Raw genomic sequence first — 17,834 nt, 5'->3', positions numbered from 1 at the left:
CGCAGATTGCCCACTTTGTCTTTCGCCTCCGAAACCCGTCGCCGTCGCACTTTCGCGATCATCTCCCACCCAGACGCCGGCAAGACCACGCTCACTGAAAAGCTCTTGCTGTTCTCAGGTGCGATCCAGATTGCCGGTTCGGTCAAGGCGCGCAAGGCCACGCGGCACGCCACCTCCGACTGGATGGAGATCGAAAAGCAGCGCGGCATTTCGGTGGCCTCATCGGTCATGCAGATGCTGTACCGCGACCACGTCATCAACCTGCTCGACACGCCCGGCCACAAGGACTTTTCAGAAGACACCTACCGCGTGCTGACCGCCGTCGACTCGGCTTTGATGGTGATCGATGCGGCCAACGGCGTCGAAGCCCAGACGCGCCGCCTGATCGAAGTCTGCCGGCAGCGCGACACGCCCATCATCACGTTCGTCAACAAGATGGACCGCGAAGTGCGCGAGCCGCTTGACATCATGGACGAGATCGAACGCGAGCTCGGCATGCCCTGCGTGCCGATGACCTGGCCGGTCGGCCAGGGCAAATCCTTCGGCGGCATCATGAATCTGCGCACCCAGACCATGACGGTGTTCGACTCCGGCAAGGAGCGACTGCCGCAGGAGTTCGAAACCATTCGCCTCGACAACCGCGCCGAGCTCATCAAGCGCTTCGGCAGCGAGTTCGAATCTGCCGAGCAGAGCATGGAACTGGCAGCCGGTGCCTCGCCGACGTGGGATCGCGAAGCCTTTCTCGCGGGCAAGCAGACGCCGGTGTTCTTCGGCTCTGGCGTCAACAATTTTGGCGTGATGGAAGTGCTCGATGCGTTGGTCGATCTGGCGCCGCCGCCGCAGTCGCGCACCAGCACCACGCTGGTCAATCGCCAGCCTGTGGTGAAGGAAGTGCAGCCGGAAGACAAGGACTTCGCCGGCGTCGTGTTCAAAGTCCAGGCCAACATGGATCCATCGCACCGAGACCGCATCGCCTTCGTGCGCATGGCCTCGGGCAAGTACACGCCGGGCATGAAGCTGAAGGTGCAGCGCACGTCGAAAGAACTGCGGCCGACCAGCGTCGTCACCTTCATGAGCCAGCGCCGCGAGGCGGTCGAAGAGGCCTATGCCGGCGACATCGTTGGCTTCACCACGCATGGCGGCGTGCAGCTCGGTGACACCATCACCGATGGCGCCAACCTGATGTTCACCGGCCTGCCCTTCTTTGCGCCCGAACTCTTCATGACGGTGATCCTGAAGAACCCGCTGCGTACCAAGCAGCTTCAACAAGGCTTGGCGCAGCTCGGAGAAGAAGGTGCGATCCAGGTGTTCCGCCCCGAGATCGGCGGGCCGATGTTGCTCGGCGCTGTCGGCCAGCTGCAGTTCGAAGTGGTGCAGCACCGGCTGAAGGGCGAGTACGACGTCGACGTACGGCTCGAAGGTTGCCAGTACACCGGCGCCCGCTGGATCACTGCCGACACGCCGGCGGAACTTAAAGACTTCGTCAACGCCTACCCGGCACGCATGGCGCTCGACGCGGCCAACACGCTTGCGTACCTGTGCACGTCGCCGTACGACGTGCGGCTCGCGCAGGAACGCTTCCCCAAGGTCCACTTTCATCCGTTGCGCGAGCACGCCGGGCTGGCGCTGCAAAGCGCCGGCTGAAGCTGGCGCAGGCCGCCATGCTGCCGTTGGCGCGATGGTCGTGGAACGCCCGGCGCGGCCTGCTGGGTGTTTTGACCGACATCGACGACACGCTCACCACCGACGGCGCCATCACGCCCGACGCCTTGCAGGCGCTGCTCGACCTGAAGGCCGCCAGCCTGCAGGTCGTCGCCATCACCGGTCGCCCGGTCGGCTGGAGCGAGCCCTTCGCGGCTGCATGGCCGGTCGATGCGATCGTTGCCGAGAACGGTGCGGTGGCGCTGATTGCCGACCACGCGGGCGTGTTGAGCAAGCGCCACCAACAAGACGTCGCCACGCGCGCCGTCAACTTCACGCGCATGCAAGGCGTGCTGGCGCGCATCGAGCACGAGATCCCCGGCGCGCAGCGCGCCACCGACTCACCGGGCCGCGAGACCGACATCGCGATTGACCACAGCGAGTTCACGCGATTGAGCGAGACGCAGATCGCCGCCGTGGTCGCGCTGATGCGCAGCGAAGGCCTGCACGCGACGGTCAGCAGCATCCACATCAACGGCTGGTACGGTAACCACAACAAGCTGGTCGGCGCGCGCTGGATCGTGCGGGAGCTATGGGGCCGCGCGCTGGACCCAGAGATAAGCCGCTGGGCCTACGTCGGCGATTCGACCAACGACCAACTGATGTTTGACGCCTTTGCGAACAGCATCGGCGTGGCCAATGTGCAGCGCTTCGTGCCCAAGCTGACGCACCTGCCGCGCTACATCACGCAGGGAGAACGTGGGGCGGGGTTTGCCGAAGTCGCGCGGGCGGTGCTGGAGAGTCGGGTCGTGCGCTGAGGTTCGGACTTGGCCACGCATGGGGCCGAGTGGATCGGCCAAGCCAGGGCTTGTTGAGCGCACCCCGGCTTTGGCGTTCATGCAACGTCGCCCTGCAGGATCGCGGTGAGCGCCAGATTGACGTAGTAGTTGCTGCGACCGATCTTCTGCTTTTGCACGAACCCGCCCTCGGCCAGTGCGTCCAGGTACTTGGTCGCGGTCAGGCGTGACAGCTGCAAGTCGCGTTGGATGAAATCGATCTTGGTATACGGGTGCATGAACAGGTTGTTGATCAAATCCTGGCTGTAGAACTTGTAGCCTGCGCGGATGCGTTGCTTGTAGTCTGCCAATGCGGCCTTGATCGCGTTGATGGTCCCGATGGTCTGCGCCGCCGTCTGTTGCACCGCCTCCAGCAGGTAAAGCACCCATTCTTCCCAGCGGTTTTCGGTGCGCACTGTTTGCAACAAGCGGTAGTAGTCGGCCTTGTTGCGCATGATGTAGCTGCTCAGGTAGAGCACCGGGCTATCGAGCAGCCCCTCCTTGACCAGGTAGAGCACGTTGACGATGCGCCCGGTGCGGCCGTTGCCGTCGTAGAAGGGGTGAATGCTCTCGAACTGATGATGGATCAGCGCCATCTTGATCAGGGGATCGACAGCAAACAAGTCGGGCTCGTTGATGAAGCGCTCCAACCCACGCATCAGCGCGACGATCTCGGCCGGGTCTTGCGGCGGCGTGTAGACGGTGCGGCCGGCGCCATCTCTCAGGGCCGTGCCCGGCAGCTTGCGAAAACCGGCGTTGTTGCGCTCCAGTTCCGATTGGATCTCGACGATCTGATTGGAGGTGATCAACCCGCTGCTGCGCACCAGATCGAAGCCGATTCGTAGCGCCTGGCGATAGCGCAGCACTTCCTTGGCGGCCGGGTTGGCAAAGGCCTCGGGCAGCACATCGTCCTTGAACAGTTCATCGTGCGTCGTGATGATGTTCTCGATCTCGGAACTGGCTTTGGCTTCCTGCAGGCCCAGCGTGTTGATCAGAATATCTTGATTCGGGATCGCCGCCGCGATGCCTTTGAGTTCGGCCAGTTGCCGGCTCGCGCTGGCGAGCTTTTTCAGGATTGCCGGCGTGTCAAAACGCCCGGCATCGAGCTGCTCAAGGGGCGGGAGGCTGTGCATCAGACTGGATTAAAGTTTTCTTGCATGTTATCTCCAACATGCATAGAAAACTTGAATTTCTATACACGTTGGCGCCGACGTGTTTAAAGAACGGCTAAAGTTATGCACGTAACGCCCCCCCTACTGCCCCTTCGCCAGCCCCAGTTTCTCGATCAAGACCTTCTCCCGCGCCATCGTGTCCTGCGCAAATTGGGTGTACCGGGCCGAGGACATGAGGGAGACTCCTTGACTGGGCCCAAATTGGACCGAGCCAGCTTCCGGCCAGCAATCGGGAAGTCCCGCCCGCGACGTGCGCACCCTGATGCGCAGCGGCAGGTACGCCGCCGGCGCAAACCCCTCCAGCGCAGCGCCACCCAACGCGCCTATGCCCGCGCCAGCACAGGCGCCAGCGCCACGCCGGTGTGCGTGCCCAAACGCACCACTTCTTCCGGCGGTGCCGCCGCCACGACGCGACCACCAGCGTTACCACCTTCAGGCCCAAGGTCGATCACCCAGTCGGCCTCGGCGACGACATCCAGATCGTGCTCGATCACCACCACGCTATGCCCGCCGTTCACCAGCCGGTGCAGCACATGGATCAGCTTCTCGACATCGGCCATGTGCAGCCCGACGGTCGGCTCGTCCAGCACGTACAACGTGTGCGGCGCCTTCTGACCGCGCCGCGTGATGTCGTCGCGCACCTTGCTCAGCTCGGTCACCAGCTTGATGCGCTGCGCCTCGCCGCCGCTCAGCGTCGGAGACGGCTGGCCCAACGTCAGGTAGCCGAGCCCCACGTCTTTCAGCAACTGCATTGGATGGCTGATGTTCGGCATGGCCGCGAAGAATTCGACGGCATCGTCGACCTCCATCTGCAGCACTTCGCCGATGCTCTTGCCGCGCCAGCTCACCGCAAGCGTCTCGGGATTGAAGCGGGCGCCGTGACACACCTCGCACGGCACCTTCACGTCGGGCAAAAAGCTCATCTCGATGGTGCGCACACCAGCACCGTCGCATCCAGCGCAGCGGCCTTCGCCGGTGTTGAAGCTGAAGCGCGCCGGACCGTAGCCGCGGGCCTTGGCTTCCAGCGTGTCGGCGAACAGCTTCCGGATGGTGTCCCAGAAACCGATGTAGGTGGCAGGGCAGCTGCGCGGCGTTTTGCCGATCGGCGTCTGATCGACTTCGAGCACGCGGTCGATGGTTTCGTAGCCCTCGACCGCGCTGCAGCCGGCCCATCTGGCGCGCTTGCCTGCGGCATCGTTATCGCGGCCGGCCTTGGTCATTCGCTGCACCACGATCGCATACACGTTGGCCAGCAGCACGTCGCGCGCCAGCGTCGACTTGCCCGAGCCGCTGACGCCGGTGACCGCCACCAATCGATGCAACGGCAGCGACGCCGTCACCTCCTGCAGGTTGTGCAGATTGGCACCGCGCACCGTCAACCAGCCGGGGGCACCCACTTCGGGCGCCGGCACCGGACGGCGCTCCTGCAGCGGATGCTTGATGGCATTGCGCAGATAGCGGCCAGTCTGCGAATCAGCCGCGGCCTCGATGTCGGCGACCGAGCCCTCGGCAACCAATCGCCCACCGCGCTTGCCCGCGCTCGGGCCGATGTCGATGATGTGGTCGGCGCGCCGGATGGTGTCTTCGTCGTGCTCGACCACCACCAGCGTGTTGCCTTTTTCGCCGAGCTTGTGCAGCGCGTCGAGAAGGATCTGGTTGTCGCGTGCATGCAGGCCGATGGTCGGCTCATCGAGTACATAGCAGACGCCCTGCAGGTTGCTGCCAAGTTGCGCCGCCAGGCGAATGCGCTGTGCCTCGCCGCCGCTCAATGTGGGCGCGCCACGGTCGAGCGTGAGGTAGCCGAGTCCGACTTCCTTGAGGAACTCGAGGCGGCTCTTGATCTCCGGCACCAGGTCACGCGCGATCTCCGCTTCGCGCCCCACCAGCTGCAGTGTTTCGAACCACTCGCGCACTTCGATCACGCTCATGCGCGCGAGTTGCGTGATGCCGATCCCACCGATGCCGAACGGGTTCACGGCGCCTGTGGCCGGTGCGTCGGGCGCGGCTCCGAACAGCACGGCGCGCGCGATCGCATTCAGACGTGTGCCTTCGCAGGTCGGGCAGGCCACGTCACCGACGTCTTCGGCCTCCGGCTCCGCAAAGGTTTGCTCGCGGCCCTTCTGGTCGGCGCCGAGCACCGAGTCGTCGAACACCTTGCGCTGGTCCTTGTTCAGCTTGACACCGGTGCCGACGCAATCGGGGCACCAGCCGTGCTTGCTGTTGTACGAGAAGAGCCGCGGATCGAGTTCGGTGTAGCTGGTGCTGCAGATCGGGCAGGCCCGCAACGTAGAGAACACATGCACGTGGCCGATGCCATGGGTCGGCGCGTTGGCCATCATCGCGGCGCGCAGGCCGGTGAGTTCGCTCAACACATGCACCACGCCCTTGCCGTGCTCCAGCGCGCGGCGCAGCGCGTCGCGCAACTCGGCTTCGTTCTCCGGCAGCACATCGAGACTCGCCACCGGCAGTTCGATGCTGTGCTCCTTGAAACGGTCGATCCGCGGGAAACCGGTCGTCGGCAAGAACCCACCGTCGACACGCAGGTGCGTGAAGCCGCGCGGCCGGGCCCAATCGGCCAGTTCTGTGTACACGCCCTTGCGGTTGCTCACCAGCGGCGCGAGCAGGCCGATGTGCTGGCCGCGAAAGTTCTTGAGCAGTTGCGCCGCGATGCTGTCGGGCGTTTGCGGCTGCACGGCTGCACCGTCGTTGACGCAGTGCTGGATACCGAGCTTGACGTACAGCAGCCGCAAAAAGTGCCATACCTCGGTGGTGGTACCGACCGTGCTCTTGCGGCCGCCACGCGACAGGCGCTGCTCGATCGCCACCGTGGGTGGAATGCCATATACCGCGTCGACCTCGGGCCGACCGGCCGGTTGCACGATGCTGCGCGCATACGCGTTGAGCGATTCGAGGTAACGGCGCTGCCCTTCGTTGAAGAGAATGTCGAAAGCAAGCGTTGACTTGCCAGAGCCGCTGACGCCGGTGACCACGCTGAACTTGCCGCGCGGAATGTCGACGGAAAGATTCTTCAGGTTGTGCTCGCGCGCATTCACGATCTGGATCGCGTTGCTGCCCGGCGCCTTGGCTTTCGTCTTGCCCGAATAGCGGCGCGCATTGCGCTCGGCCACCTTGTAGGCGTCGGGACCGATCGCCAGTTCATAGTCGGCCAATGCTGCGCCGGTGAGCGATGCGCGGTCTTCGCGCAAGGCCTCGGGCGTGCCGGTCGCGACCACTTGCCCACCGCCCTCGCCGCCTTCGGGGCCGAGGTCGATCAACCAGTCGCTGGCGCGGATCACGTCCAGGTTGTGCTCGATCACGACCAGCGAATGGCCGGCGTCGAGCAGCTTGCGCAAGGCTCGCATCAGCCGCGCGATGTCGTCGAAGTGCAGGCCGGTGGTCGGCTCGTCGAACAAAAACAGCGTTCCCTTGCGCGCGACCGCCTGCTTGCTCGACGTCGCGCTCTTGGCAGCTTCGGCCAGGAAGCCGGCGAGCTTGAGCCGCTGCGCTTCGCCGCCCGACAAGGTCGGCACCGGTTGGCCGAGCTTCACGTAGTCGAGCCCCACGTCGATGATGGGTTGCAGCACGCGCAGCACTTCGCGGTCGACTGCGAACACGGTGGCCGCCTCGGCGACGGTCAGGTCGAGCACGTCGGCGACGTTGTAGTTCTTGCCGCCGCGCTCGATGGTCACCTCAAGGATCTCGGGTCGGTAACGCTTGCCATCGCAGTCCGGGCAACGCAGGTACACGTCCGACAGGAACTGCATCTCGACGTGCTCGAAGCCCGAGCCGCCGCAGGTCGGGCAGCGCCCGTCGCCTGAGTTGGAGCTGAACTTGCTGGCCGTGTAGCCACGCTGGCGCGACAACGCCGCCGTCGCGAAGATCTCGCGGATGGCATCCCACGCGCCGACATAGCTCGCAGGGTTGGAGCGCGCGGTCTTGCCGATGGGCGATTGATCGACGAAGACCGCGTCGCTCAGGTAGTCCGCACCGAGCATGCGGTCGAACGCCCCCGGCGATTCGGTCGTCTTGCCGAAGTACCGCATCAACGCGGGCGCCAGCACGTCCTGCACCAGCGTCGATTTGCCCGAACCGCTGACGCCGGTGATGCACACCAGCCGCTGCAACGGCAGCTCGACTGTGATGCTCTGCAGGTTGTGCTCGCGCACACCTTCAAGGATGAGCCGGTGCGTGTTCTCGCTCACCAGTCGCTTGAAGCCCATGCCGATCTTCTTGCGACCGCCGAGGTAGTTGCCGGTCAGCGTGTCGGCATCACGCAGCTGGTCGGTGGTGCCGTCGAACACGATCTGCCCGCCGCGGATGCCAGGGCCGGGCCCCATGTCGATCACGCGATCGGCCGCGAGCATGACGGCCGGATCGTGCTCGACCACCACCAGCGTGTTGCCCGCGTCGCGCAGCCGCAGCATGGCTTCGGTGATGCGGTTCATGTCGCGCGGGTGCAGGCCGATGCTGGGCTCGTCGAGCACGAACAGCGTATTGACCAGCGAGGTGCCGAGCGCCGTCGTGAGGTTGATGCGCTGCACCTCGCCGCCGCTCAGCGTGCGGCTCTGTCGATCGAGCGTGAGGTAACCGATGCCGACGTCGTGCAGGTAGCGCAGGCGGGTGGTGATTTCTTCGAAGAGGAGTTTGAGGGCCTGGGCATCACCGTGGCTTGCTCCTTCACCCTCTGGGGGAAGGTTGGCGAGGGGGCGTTCGGCCGAGGGCTGCTGCCCATCGAAAAACCGCCGCAGCCGCTCGATCGACAGCATCATCAGATCGTGCAGGCACAGCCCCGGCAGCGACTCGAGCTGCGCGCGCGACCACTTCACGCCCCTCGGCATGAAGCGCTTTTCGGGCGGCAGCTCGGCATCGGCATCGGCCTTGCTACCGATGCGCCACAACAGGCTGTCGAGCTTCAGCCGGGCGCCGGCGCACGTCGGGCATTGCGTGTAGCTGCGGTACTTCGACAACAAGACGCGGATGTGCATCTTGTAGGCCTTGCTTTCCAGATAGGCGAAGAAACGCTTGACGCCGAACCACTGCTGGTTCCACTTGCCCTTCCAGTTGGGCGAGCCTTCGATGACCCATTGCTTCTGCTCGTCGGTCAGTTTGTTCCACGGCGTGTCGCGCGGAATGCCGGCGGCTTCGGCGTGGCGCATCAGATCGTCCTGAGCCTCCTTCCACGCGGGCGTCTGGATAGTCTTGATCGCACCCGCGCGCAGCGTCAGCCGGTCGTTCGGAATGACCAGCCCGAGGTCGACGCCGATCACTCGGCCGAACCCGCGGCAGGTTTCGCAGGCGCCCACCGCAGAGTTGAACGAGAACATCGACGGGATCGGGTCGGTGTAACGAATGTCGCTCTCGGGGCAATGCAGGCCGGTGGAGAACTTCCAGATCTCTTGCGCCGGCTCGGGAACGACAGCGCCGTCGACGACGCCCTCTGCCGCGAGGACGGGCGCGGGCAGCGATGCATAAACCGTCAGCCGCCCAGCACCGCGTTTGAGCGCAGTCTCGATGGCTTCCAGCACGCGTGCCCGTTCGGCACCGGCGATGCGAAAGCGGTCGGCCACCACGTCGAGCACCTTGCGCGGGCCGGTCGGCGTCGCCACTTCACGCTCGGCCTGCACGCGGGTGAACCCGCTGGCCGAGAGCCATTGCGTCACTTCTTCGGTACTGGTCGCCGCCGGCAGTTCGACCGGGAACGTCAGCACCACGCGCGGGTCTCCAGCGGCGGCCGCGCGCACGGCCAACGCGGTGTAGATGGAGTCGGGCGAATCGTGCCGCACCGGCAACGAGGTCTCGCGGTCGAACAACTGCGACGCGCGCGCGTAGAGCAGCTTCAGGTGATCGTTCAGCTCGGTCATGGTGCCGACCGTCGAGCGCGACGACCGCACCGGGTTGGTCTGGTCGATGGCGATGGCGGGCGGCACGCCCTCCACCTTGTCGACCGCCGGCTTGTCCATGCGGTCGAGGAACTGGCGCGCGTAGGCAGAGAAGGTCTCGACGTAGCGGCGCTGCCCTTCTGCATAGAGCGTGTCGAACACCAGGCTCGACTTGCCCGAACCGCTGGGGCCGGTGACCACCGTCATCTCACCCGTGTGGATGTCGATGTCGATGTTCTGGAGATTGTGCTGGCGTGCGCCGCGGATGCGAATGGAGCCCTGTGTCATTGCTTGCCTGGAGGTGGGGCAAACATTATGGGCAGCGTGCCGTGGCAGCGCCGTGGCAGGGTCTTGCGCGCACCCCTGTCAGCCGCCACGCCATGAAAAAAGCCCCGCGGCCTTGTGGCTCGCGGGGCTTTTTGGGTTGCGACGAGTTAGTCGTTCGCGTAAATGTCGACGTCTTTCGTCTCGCGGACGAAGATCACGCCGATGACCAGCGTCACAAGCGCGATCACGATGGGATACCAGAGCCCGTTGTACATGTTGCCGGTCTGCGCCACGATGGCCAGCGCGGTAGCCGGCAGCAGGCCGCCGAACCAGCCGTTGCCGATGTGGTACGGCAGGCTCATCGAGGTGTAGCGGATGCGGGTCGGGAACATCTCCACCAGCATGGCAGCGATCGGGCCGTAAACCATCGTCACGTAGATCACCAGGATGGTGAGCAGCAGCACGATCATCGGCTTGTTCATCTTTTCGGGGTCGGCCTTGGTCGGGTAGCCATGCTCCTTCAATGCAGCGCCGATGGCGGCCTTGAAGTCGGCGTCCTTCTTCTTGGCTTCGTCGGCCGGCAGGCCCTTGCTGGCGTAAGACTCGATGACCTTGTCGCCGATCGAGATCTTGGCCGTGCCGGTGCCCTCAGCCGTGTCGTAGCTCACCGAGCGCGTGGCCAGCACCTGCTTGGCGATGTCGCACGAACTGGTGAACTTGGCCGTACCGGTCGGGTTGAACTGGAACGAGCATTCGCTCGGGTCCGCGGTCACGACAACCTTCGATGCGGCTTGCGCCTTCGCCAGATCCGGGTTGGCCGCTTCGGTCAGCATGCGGAAGATCGGGAAGTACGTCACCGCAGCGATCAGCAGGCCGGCCATGATGATGGGCTTGCGGCCGATCCGGTCGGACAACGAACCGAAGATCAGGAAGAAAGGCGTGCCGATCAAGAGGGACAGTGCCACCAGCACGTTGGTCGTCGCACCGTCGACCTGCAGCGAGCCGGTCAAAAAGAACTGCGTGTAGAACTGGCCGGTGTACCAGACGACCGCCTGGCCCATGGTCAGACCGACGAGCGCCAGGATGACGATCTTCAGGTTCTTCCATTCGCCGAACGATTCCGACAGAGGCGCCTTCGAGGTCTTGCCCTCGGCCTTCATCTTCTGGAACGCCGGCGATTCGGACAGCGACAGGCGAATCCACACCGACACCGCCAACAGAAGCACCGACACCAGGAACGGAATGCGCCAGCCCCAGGCAGCGAATTCGGGCTCGCCGAGCAGGGTACGCACGCCCAGGATGACCAGCAGCGACAGGAACAGTCCCAGCGTGGCCGTGGTTTGAATCCACGATGTGTAGGCACCCCGCTTGCCGTGCGGCGCGTGTTCGGCCACATACGTCGCAGCACCGCCGTACTCACCGCCGAGCGCAAGGCCCTGCAGCATGCGAAGCGCGATCAGGATGATCGGCGCGGCAACGCCGATGGTGCCGTAGCTGGGCAGCAGGCCGACGACGAAAGTCGACAGGCCCATGATCAAAATGGTGATCAGGAAGGTGTACTTGCGGCCGATCATGTCGCCCAGCCGGCCGAACACGATGGCGCCGAACGGACGCACCAGGAAACCGGCTGCAAAGGCAAGCAGCGAGAAGATGACTTGCGAGTTGGGGTCGAGATTCGAGAAGAACTGGCGACCGATGATGGCGGCCAATGTTCCGTACAGATAAAAGTCGTACCACTCGAACACCGTGCCAAGGGACGAGGCGAAGATCACCTTGCGTTCCTCGGGAGTCATGGGCCGGGGGGCCGGATGCGGAACCCCCTTCGAATCCAGTGTGGCTGCCATTGCGTCGTCTCCTGTTTGAAATTCGGATGCGGCCTCGTCACGAGACCGCACCGCATTCTTGAAGCGACGACTGACCCGAGACTTTCACCAAACTGAACCGACGCTGACAGTTCGAGGGGAAACCCGCGGGGTCGGTTTCAGGATGCAAGAAAACCCGCCTCGGCGGCGTCCTTCACGCTTTTATTTCGCGCGGACGATCCCGGGCCGGTCGGCCGCATCGCGCCATGCCGCGCTGTCGAACCAGGGGTCGCCCTCGACCATCGCGCGCAGCATCGGCAAGCTGTCGAAGCCCCACACCGCCTGACCCTCGACCGAGTACGCGGGCACGCCGAACACACCGGCAGTCGCCGCCTCTTCGGTATTGGCACGCAACTGAACCTTGGCCTCCTCGCCTCTGCTGTCTCGCACCAGCGTCAGCCGCGATGCCAATGAGGCCAGGCGTACCGGGTCCGCCGCATCGCCACCACCGCGCCACACGTCATGAAAAATCGTCTCTGCCACATAGCGGCTGATCTCGCCCGTGTGCGTCGTTGCCAGCGCGAGCCGCAGGTGCGGCAGCGGGTTGTACGGATGGCTGGCCGGCATGTCGATGGGAATGCCGTTCGCGCGGCCGAGCCACAGTGCCTGCCGATAGACCCAGGCGCGCTTGGACGGAACGTCGGCAGGCGCCACATGACCGTGGTGCATGAACAGCGCGCCGAGCAGCAGCGGCTTGTAGCTGACGCTGTAGCTGAGCCCTTCGAGCGCGTCGGGCAGTCGCTCGAACGCCAGATAGGCATAGGGCGAAATAAAGTCGAGATAGAAAGTGATGTGCTTCATGTCGATGTCTTGTCCTTCTCGTTCTCTTTTGCTTTCACTTCTGCTTCTGCTTGCGTTCTCGTTCCCGAGGAGCGTTGATCGATGAGTCCCCACACGGCGCACTTCTCGACGTCGCTCATGTGCCGCCACCCAGCGATCTCGGGAAGGGTCCGAAAACATCCTTCGCAGAGGGCCGTTTCGGTCACCATGCGACAGACCGAAACGCAGGGCGAAGGCACGACCGGCTCAGGCAGCACTTCGCGTACTTTCATTGCGCAGGCGCCGCGACATCCACCGCCGTCACCTGCACCGTCACGTCGGCCACTGGTGCACCGGTGAAGCGCTCGATGTCTTGCGGTGCCAGTCGCACCACCGAATGCGGATGGCCCGCGGCCGCCCACACTTCGTCGAAGCGAAACAGTTCGCGATCGATCAACGTCACGGACGGCGTGGCATGCGCGAAAGGCGACACGCCGCCAATCGAGAAGCCGGTCTTCGCCTTCACGAAATCGGCATCGGCACGCCCGGTCTTGCCGACGATGGCATCGACCTTTTTCTCGTCCACCCGGCGATCGCCCGAGGTGATGATCAGCACTGCTGCACCGTCGCTTTTGCGCCGGAAGATGATGCTCTTCGCGATCTGTCCGACCGCGATGCCGAGTGCATCGGCCGCCTGTTGCGCGGTGCGTGCAGCGTCGTCGAGCATCTGTGGCGCGTGCGCGTGACCGGCGTCCTGCAGCACCCGCGCGACGCGCTGTACCGACTCGGGCAGCGCGTGCAGTTCAGAGCCGCACATCACGCTTCCCGCTTTGTCCGGATCGCCTTGGACGCCCGCGAATTCGGCTCTCGCCCCAGCGCCTGGCTGATGTACACGCCGGCATCGATGAGCTTGTCCAGATCGATGCCGGTATCGATGCCCATGCCCTGCAGCATGTAGACCACGTCTTCGGTCGCGACATTGCCGGTGGCGCCCTTGGCATACGGGCAACCGCCGAGTCCGGCCGACGAAGTGTCGAACTGCCACACGCCCATCTCCAGACTGGCCAGCGTGTTGCCGAGTGCCTGTCCATAGGTATCGTGAAAGTGCCCGGAGATGTCGTCGATGCCGTAGTGCTGCAGCGTCGCTTCGATGGCGCGCTGCACCTTCACCGGCGTGCCCACGCCGATGGTGTCGGCCACGCCGAGGTGCTGCACGCCGATGCCACGCATCAGCCCGGCCAGGCGGCCCACCGCTTCGGGCGCGACCTCGCCTTCATAAGGACAGCCGACGGTGCACGACATCGCGCCGCGCACATAGATGCCGTGCTCGCGGGCGGCCGCGACCACCGGCGCAAAGCGCTCGATGCTTTCGGCAATCGAGCAGTTGATGTTCTTCTGGCTGAAGGCTTCGCTGGCGGCGCCGAACACCACGATCTCGTCGGGCCACTCGTTGCGCGGCGCCGCGATGGCGGCCTCGAAGCCTTTCATGTTGGGCGTGAGCACCGAGTAGCGCACGCCGGCCTTGCGCTGGATGCCGTGCATCACCTCGGCGTTGTCGGCCATCTGCGGCACCCACTTCGGGCTGACGAAACTGGTGACCTCGATCTCGCGCACGCCGGCGTCTTGCAGGCGGTGCACGAGGCCGATCTTGACCTCGGCCGACACCGGGCTTTTTTCGTTCTGCAAGCCGTCGCGCGGGCCGACATCGACGATTTTTACTTTGAGGGGAAGCTTCATGGGGTCTCCTGGAAAAGTCAGTATCCGCGTTCGAGGTCGACCACGCCCGCCATCCCGTCAAAACCCGCACCCCCTTCGACGGCACGGATTTTCGAGACGATCTGCGCGATAGATTCTTCGCGCAACGTGCGCGCCGACGCATGGGGCGTCACGGTGATCTTCGGATGCCGCCAGAACGGATGGTCGGGCGGCAGCGGTTCGGTCTCGAACACGTCGAGCGTCGCGCCGTCGAGCTGCCCTGCGTCCAGCAGCGGGATCAGGTCGGATTCGACCAGATGCGCGCCGCGTGCCACGTTGATGACGTAGCCGCCCGGCGCGCCGCCGTTCAGCTTGGTCAACGTCTCGCGCCGCAGGATGCCGCGGGTGTCGGGCGTGACCGGCAGCAGGCACACCAGCACCCGGCTCTCCGCCAGAAATGCATCCAGACTTTGGTGCCCCGCGAAACTGCGGACGCCGGCGATGTCCTTGGGCGAGCGGCTCCAGCCGTTGACCGGAAAGTCGAATTGCGCCACGGCCTTGGCGACCCGCTCGCCCAGCACGCCGAGCCCCATGACGCCGACCGAAAATTGCGAGCGCAGACGCGGCGCCCGATAGCCCCAGCGGCCTTGCCGTGCATCGACCTCGTAGGCATCGAACTCCCGAAAGTGACGAATCAGCGCGTGGCAAACGTACTCCGCCATCTGCACCGCCATGCCTGCATCTTCGACTCGCACGATGCGCGTGTGCGGCGGCATCCTGAGTTTGAGCAGTGCATCGACGCCGGCCCCGATGTTGAAGAGGCCCCGCAAGCCGGGCTGCTCGTCGAGCATGCGCTGCGGCGGTGACCAGACCACGGCATGGTCCGCCGGCGGGGCGCCGGATTGCCAGACGGAAACGTGAGCCTCTGGAAATTCGTGTTGCAGGCCCGAGACCCAGGCGTCGGGTTTGAGATCGGTAAGGCAGACGGTGATGTGCATGATCAGGAAGCCTCTGGAGTGGCGATGCGCAGCAGCTCCGACCCTTCAGTCACCTGATCGCCCGGCGCATACAGCAGCTCTTCGACCGTGCCATCGGCCGGTGCCGCGATGGTGTGCTCCATCTTCATCGCTTCCATCACGGCCAACGGCTGCCCCTTGGTCACCTTGTCGCCAGCCTTCACGGCGAACGACACCACCTTGCCCGGCATCGGCGCGGTCAGCCGGCCGCCTTCGGCTTGCGTTTCGCCCGCATGCGCCAATCGGTCGATGGTGGTGATCTTGCTCGCGCCCTGCTGCGCGAAAACGTGTGCAGTGCCCTGGCTCTCGTAGACATTCAGCGTGTGGCGCCCGCCGTTGAATTCGACTTCGAACTCGCCGGTTGGAAACTGGCCGATGACCAGCGCGCCTTCGACGTCGCCGACTTTCAGCCAGAGACTGCCGTCGCGCTTGTATGTCACGAAGGCCGACGCGTCTTCACCCCGAAATTCGAAATCGAAGTGACGCGTGTATTCGCCCAGCGCACGCCAGCCATCGCGACGCGCAAACGGGTCGGGCATCTTCGACGGCCATTCGCCGATCAACGTGCGTGTGATGGCCGCAGCGGCCGCCAGCGGCAGGCCGAGCGGTTCACAGTCGAACAGCACAGCGCGTTCGCGCTCGATCAATGCGGTATCGAGCTTGGCGTTGGCGAACGAATCGGTCGCCAGCACACCGCGCAGGAACTGCACGTTGGTCGCCACGCCGACGATGTGCACCTGCGCCAGCGCTGCATCGAGACGCGCCAGTGCTTCGGCACGGTCCGCGCCATGAACGATGAGTTTGGCGATCATCGAGTCGTAGAACGGCGAGATCTCGCCGCCTTCGCGCACGCCGTCGTCGATGCGGACCGCGACACGCGGGTCGCTCAGCTTCGTTCTCTCGAATGCCGTCGCCTGCGGCTTGCGATAGACCAGCAGCTTGCCGGTCGCGGGCAGGAAATTGTTGTCCGGGTTCTCAGCGCAAATGCGCGCTTCGATGGCATGGCCATGGATCTTGAGTTCGCTCTGCTTCAACGGCAACGGCTCGCCCGACGCCACGCGCAGTTGCCACTCGACCAGGTCGAGGCCGGTGATGGCTTCGGTCACGGGATGCTCGACTTGCAGTCGCGTGTTCATCTCCATGAAGAAGAAGTTCATTTCGCCACCGTCTCTCTGCTCGACGATGAACTCGACTGTCCCCGCCCCGACGTACTTCACCGCCTTGGCAGCAGCGACCGCCGCCGCACCCATTTCCTTGCGCATCGCCTCGGTCATGCCGGGTGCCGGCGCTTCCTCGAGCACCTTCTGATGGCGCCGCTGCACCGAGCAGTCGCGCTCGAAAAGATAGACGCAATCGCCTTGCGTATCGCCGAACACCTGGATCTCGATGTGGCGCGGACGCTGCACGTATTTTTCGATCAATACCGCGTCGTCGCCGAAGCTGTTGATCGCCTCGCGCTGGCACGACGCCAGCGCAGTTGCAAAGTCTTCGCTCTTGTCGACCACCCGCATGCCCTTGCCGCCGCCGCCTGCGCTGGCCTTGATGAGCACCGGGTAGCCGATGCGATCGGCTTCGCGCTGCAGCAGCGCCGGGTTCTGGTCGTGGCCGTGGTAGCCAGGAACCAGCGGCACGCCGGCCTTTTCCATCAACTGCTTCGATGCAGCTTTGAGACCCATCGCCTTGATGGCCGAGGGCGGCGGCCCGATGAAGACGAGGCCCGCATCAGCGCAGGCCTGTGCGAATTCTTCGTTCTCGCTCAGGAAGCCGTAGCCCGGATGCACCGCTTCAGCACCCGTGGCCTTGGCTGCTTCGAGAATCTTTTCCCAGCGCAGATAGCTGTCTTTGGGCGCGCTGCCGCCGAGGTAAACCGACTCGTCGCAAGCGCGTACATGGTTGGCATGCGCGTCGGCATCGGAGTAGACGGCGACGGTGCGAATCGCCATGCGGCGCGCCGTCGCGGCGACACGGCAAGCGATCTCACCTCTGTTCGCGATCAGGATCTTTTTAAACATGAGGGCTGTCTTCCGAAGGTTTCTTGTTGAACTGGAAAGCGGAGGTCACGCCCGGGTCGGACTTGCCGCTGAAGATGCGCGCAACGCGGCCGAAGAGCGACCTGAGAAAGCGCCAGCTCTTGCGAATGAGCCACACGCTGCCGATGAGCACGATGACGAACAGCACGCCGAACACCAGCGGATGCGCGACGGCGAGCCACAGACCGGTCGGCACCGCAGCGTCTTCAACCAACGACGCGCCGACATTGCTGAACGGCTCGGGCGAAGTGTTGATGGCGGCGCGCGTGGTCGCCTTGGCGGCATGCGCGGTGGCCGCGAAGCCACCGCCGAGCAGGGCCGCGACCAGCGCCAGCGCCGCATGGTCGCCGCCAAACACACTGGCCGCCAAGGCCGCGCCGGCCGGGATGCGGATGACGGTGTGCACCATGTCCCAGAGCGAATCGAGGCCCGGAATCTTGTCGGCGAAGAACTCGACAAAGACCATGAAGCCGCTGGCGATCAGCACCGCCGGATGCGCCAGCAGCTGCAACCCGCCGGGCAAGGCAAACCAGCCGAAGTAGCCAACGAGCCCGGTCAGCAACACCACCAGATACAGCCGGATGCCGCTGGCCCAGCCGATGGCGGCGGCCAACGCCAGCAGTTGCGGCATGTCGAGCGCGCTCATGTCAGCGGGTCATCCCATGCGGTTGTTGTGA

The 17,834-nt window shown here is 64.7% G+C and carries 12 protein-coding genes; 2 read left to right on the top strand and 10 right to left on the bottom strand.

The features are described from left to right. Positions 1–15: 15 nt before the first annotated feature. The gene (locus tag QN397_RS04125; RefSeq protein WP_323495762.1) at positions 16–1,644 is read left to right on the top strand and encodes a peptide chain release factor 3; all 1,629 of its coding nucleotides are present in this window, start codon (positions 16–18) and stop codon (positions 1,642–1,644) included. Between the two features lie 17 nt (positions 1,645–1,661). Continuing rightward, a complete protein-coding gene (locus QN397_RS04120; protein WP_323495763.1) occupies positions 1,662–2,459 on the top strand; it encodes an HAD-IIB family hydrolase in 798 nt (265 codons plus the stop codon). A gap of 77 nt (positions 2,460–2,536) precedes the next feature. Here QN397_RS04120 and QN397_RS04115 read toward each other — a convergent pair whose 3' ends face one another. The 10 genes from QN397_RS04115 to QN397_RS04070 all read right to left on the bottom strand — a co-directional run bounded on the left by QN397_RS04115 (position 2,537) and on the right by QN397_RS04070 (position 17,803). Continuing rightward, positions 2,537–3,610, bottom strand: coding sequence for a Fic family protein (locus QN397_RS04115; RefSeq protein ID WP_323495764.1), 1,074 nt, complete (start codon positions 3,608–3,610; stop codon positions 2,537–2,539). A gap of 362 nt (positions 3,611–3,972) precedes the next feature. After that, a complete protein-coding gene (uvrA, locus tag QN397_RS04110) occupies positions 3,973–9,816 on the bottom strand; it encodes an excinuclease ABC subunit UvrA (protein ID WP_323495765.1) in 5,844 nt (1,947 codons plus the stop codon). Positions 9,817–9,962: 146 nt separating this feature from the next. Next, positions 9,963–11,639 (bottom strand): MFS transporter, encoded by a 1,677-nt coding sequence (locus tag QN397_RS04105; protein ID WP_323495766.1) that lies wholly within the window; start codon positions 11,637–11,639, stop codon positions 9,963–9,965. Positions 11,640–11,819: 180 nt separating this feature from the next. Next, positions 11,820–12,458, bottom strand: coding sequence for a 2-hydroxychromene-2-carboxylate isomerase (locus tag QN397_RS04100; protein WP_187053147.1), 639 nt, complete (start codon positions 12,456–12,458; stop codon positions 11,820–11,822). After that, positions 12,455–12,709, bottom strand: a complete 255-nt coding sequence (locus QN397_RS04095) for a DUF1289 domain-containing protein (RefSeq protein WP_323495767.1) — start codon at positions 12,707–12,709, stop codon at positions 12,455–12,457. The genes QN397_RS04100 and QN397_RS04095 overlap by 4 nt, the downstream gene beginning before the upstream one ends. Beyond that, positions 12,706–13,233, bottom strand: coding sequence for a YbaK/EbsC family protein (locus QN397_RS04090; protein ID WP_323495768.1), 528 nt, complete (start codon positions 13,231–13,233; stop codon positions 12,706–12,708). Before QN397_RS04090 ends, QN397_RS04095 begins: the two co-directional genes overlap by 4 nt. Next, the gene (locus QN397_RS04085; RefSeq protein ID WP_323495769.1) at positions 13,233–14,153 is read right to left on the bottom strand and encodes a hydroxymethylglutaryl-CoA lyase; all 921 of its coding nucleotides are present in this window, start codon (positions 14,151–14,153) and stop codon (positions 13,233–13,235) included. Before QN397_RS04085 ends, QN397_RS04090 begins: the two co-directional genes overlap by 1 nt. A 17-nt stretch (positions 14,154–14,170) precedes the next feature. Next, a complete protein-coding gene (locus QN397_RS04080; protein WP_323495770.1) occupies positions 14,171–15,109 on the bottom strand; it encodes a glyoxylate/hydroxypyruvate reductase A in 939 nt (312 codons plus the stop codon). A gap of 2 nt (positions 15,110–15,111) precedes the next feature. Then, positions 15,112–17,139, bottom strand: coding sequence for an acetyl/propionyl/methylcrotonyl-CoA carboxylase subunit alpha (locus tag QN397_RS04075; protein ID WP_323495771.1), 2,028 nt, complete (start codon positions 17,137–17,139; stop codon positions 15,112–15,114). After that, positions 17,132–17,803 (bottom strand): DUF4126 domain-containing protein, encoded by a 672-nt coding sequence (locus QN397_RS04070; protein WP_323495772.1) that lies wholly within the window; start codon positions 17,801–17,803, stop codon positions 17,132–17,134. The genes QN397_RS04075 and QN397_RS04070 overlap by 8 nt, the downstream gene beginning before the upstream one ends. Positions 17,804–17,834: the final 31 nt, after the last annotated feature.

It is taken from the genome of Variovorax sp. RTB1 (assembly GCF_035018765.1).
In the GTDB taxonomy this organism is placed as follows: domain Bacteria; phylum Pseudomonadota; class Gammaproteobacteria; order Burkholderiales; family Burkholderiaceae_C; genus Variovorax.
This window is presented reverse-complemented; position numbering and strand designations above follow the sequence as displayed.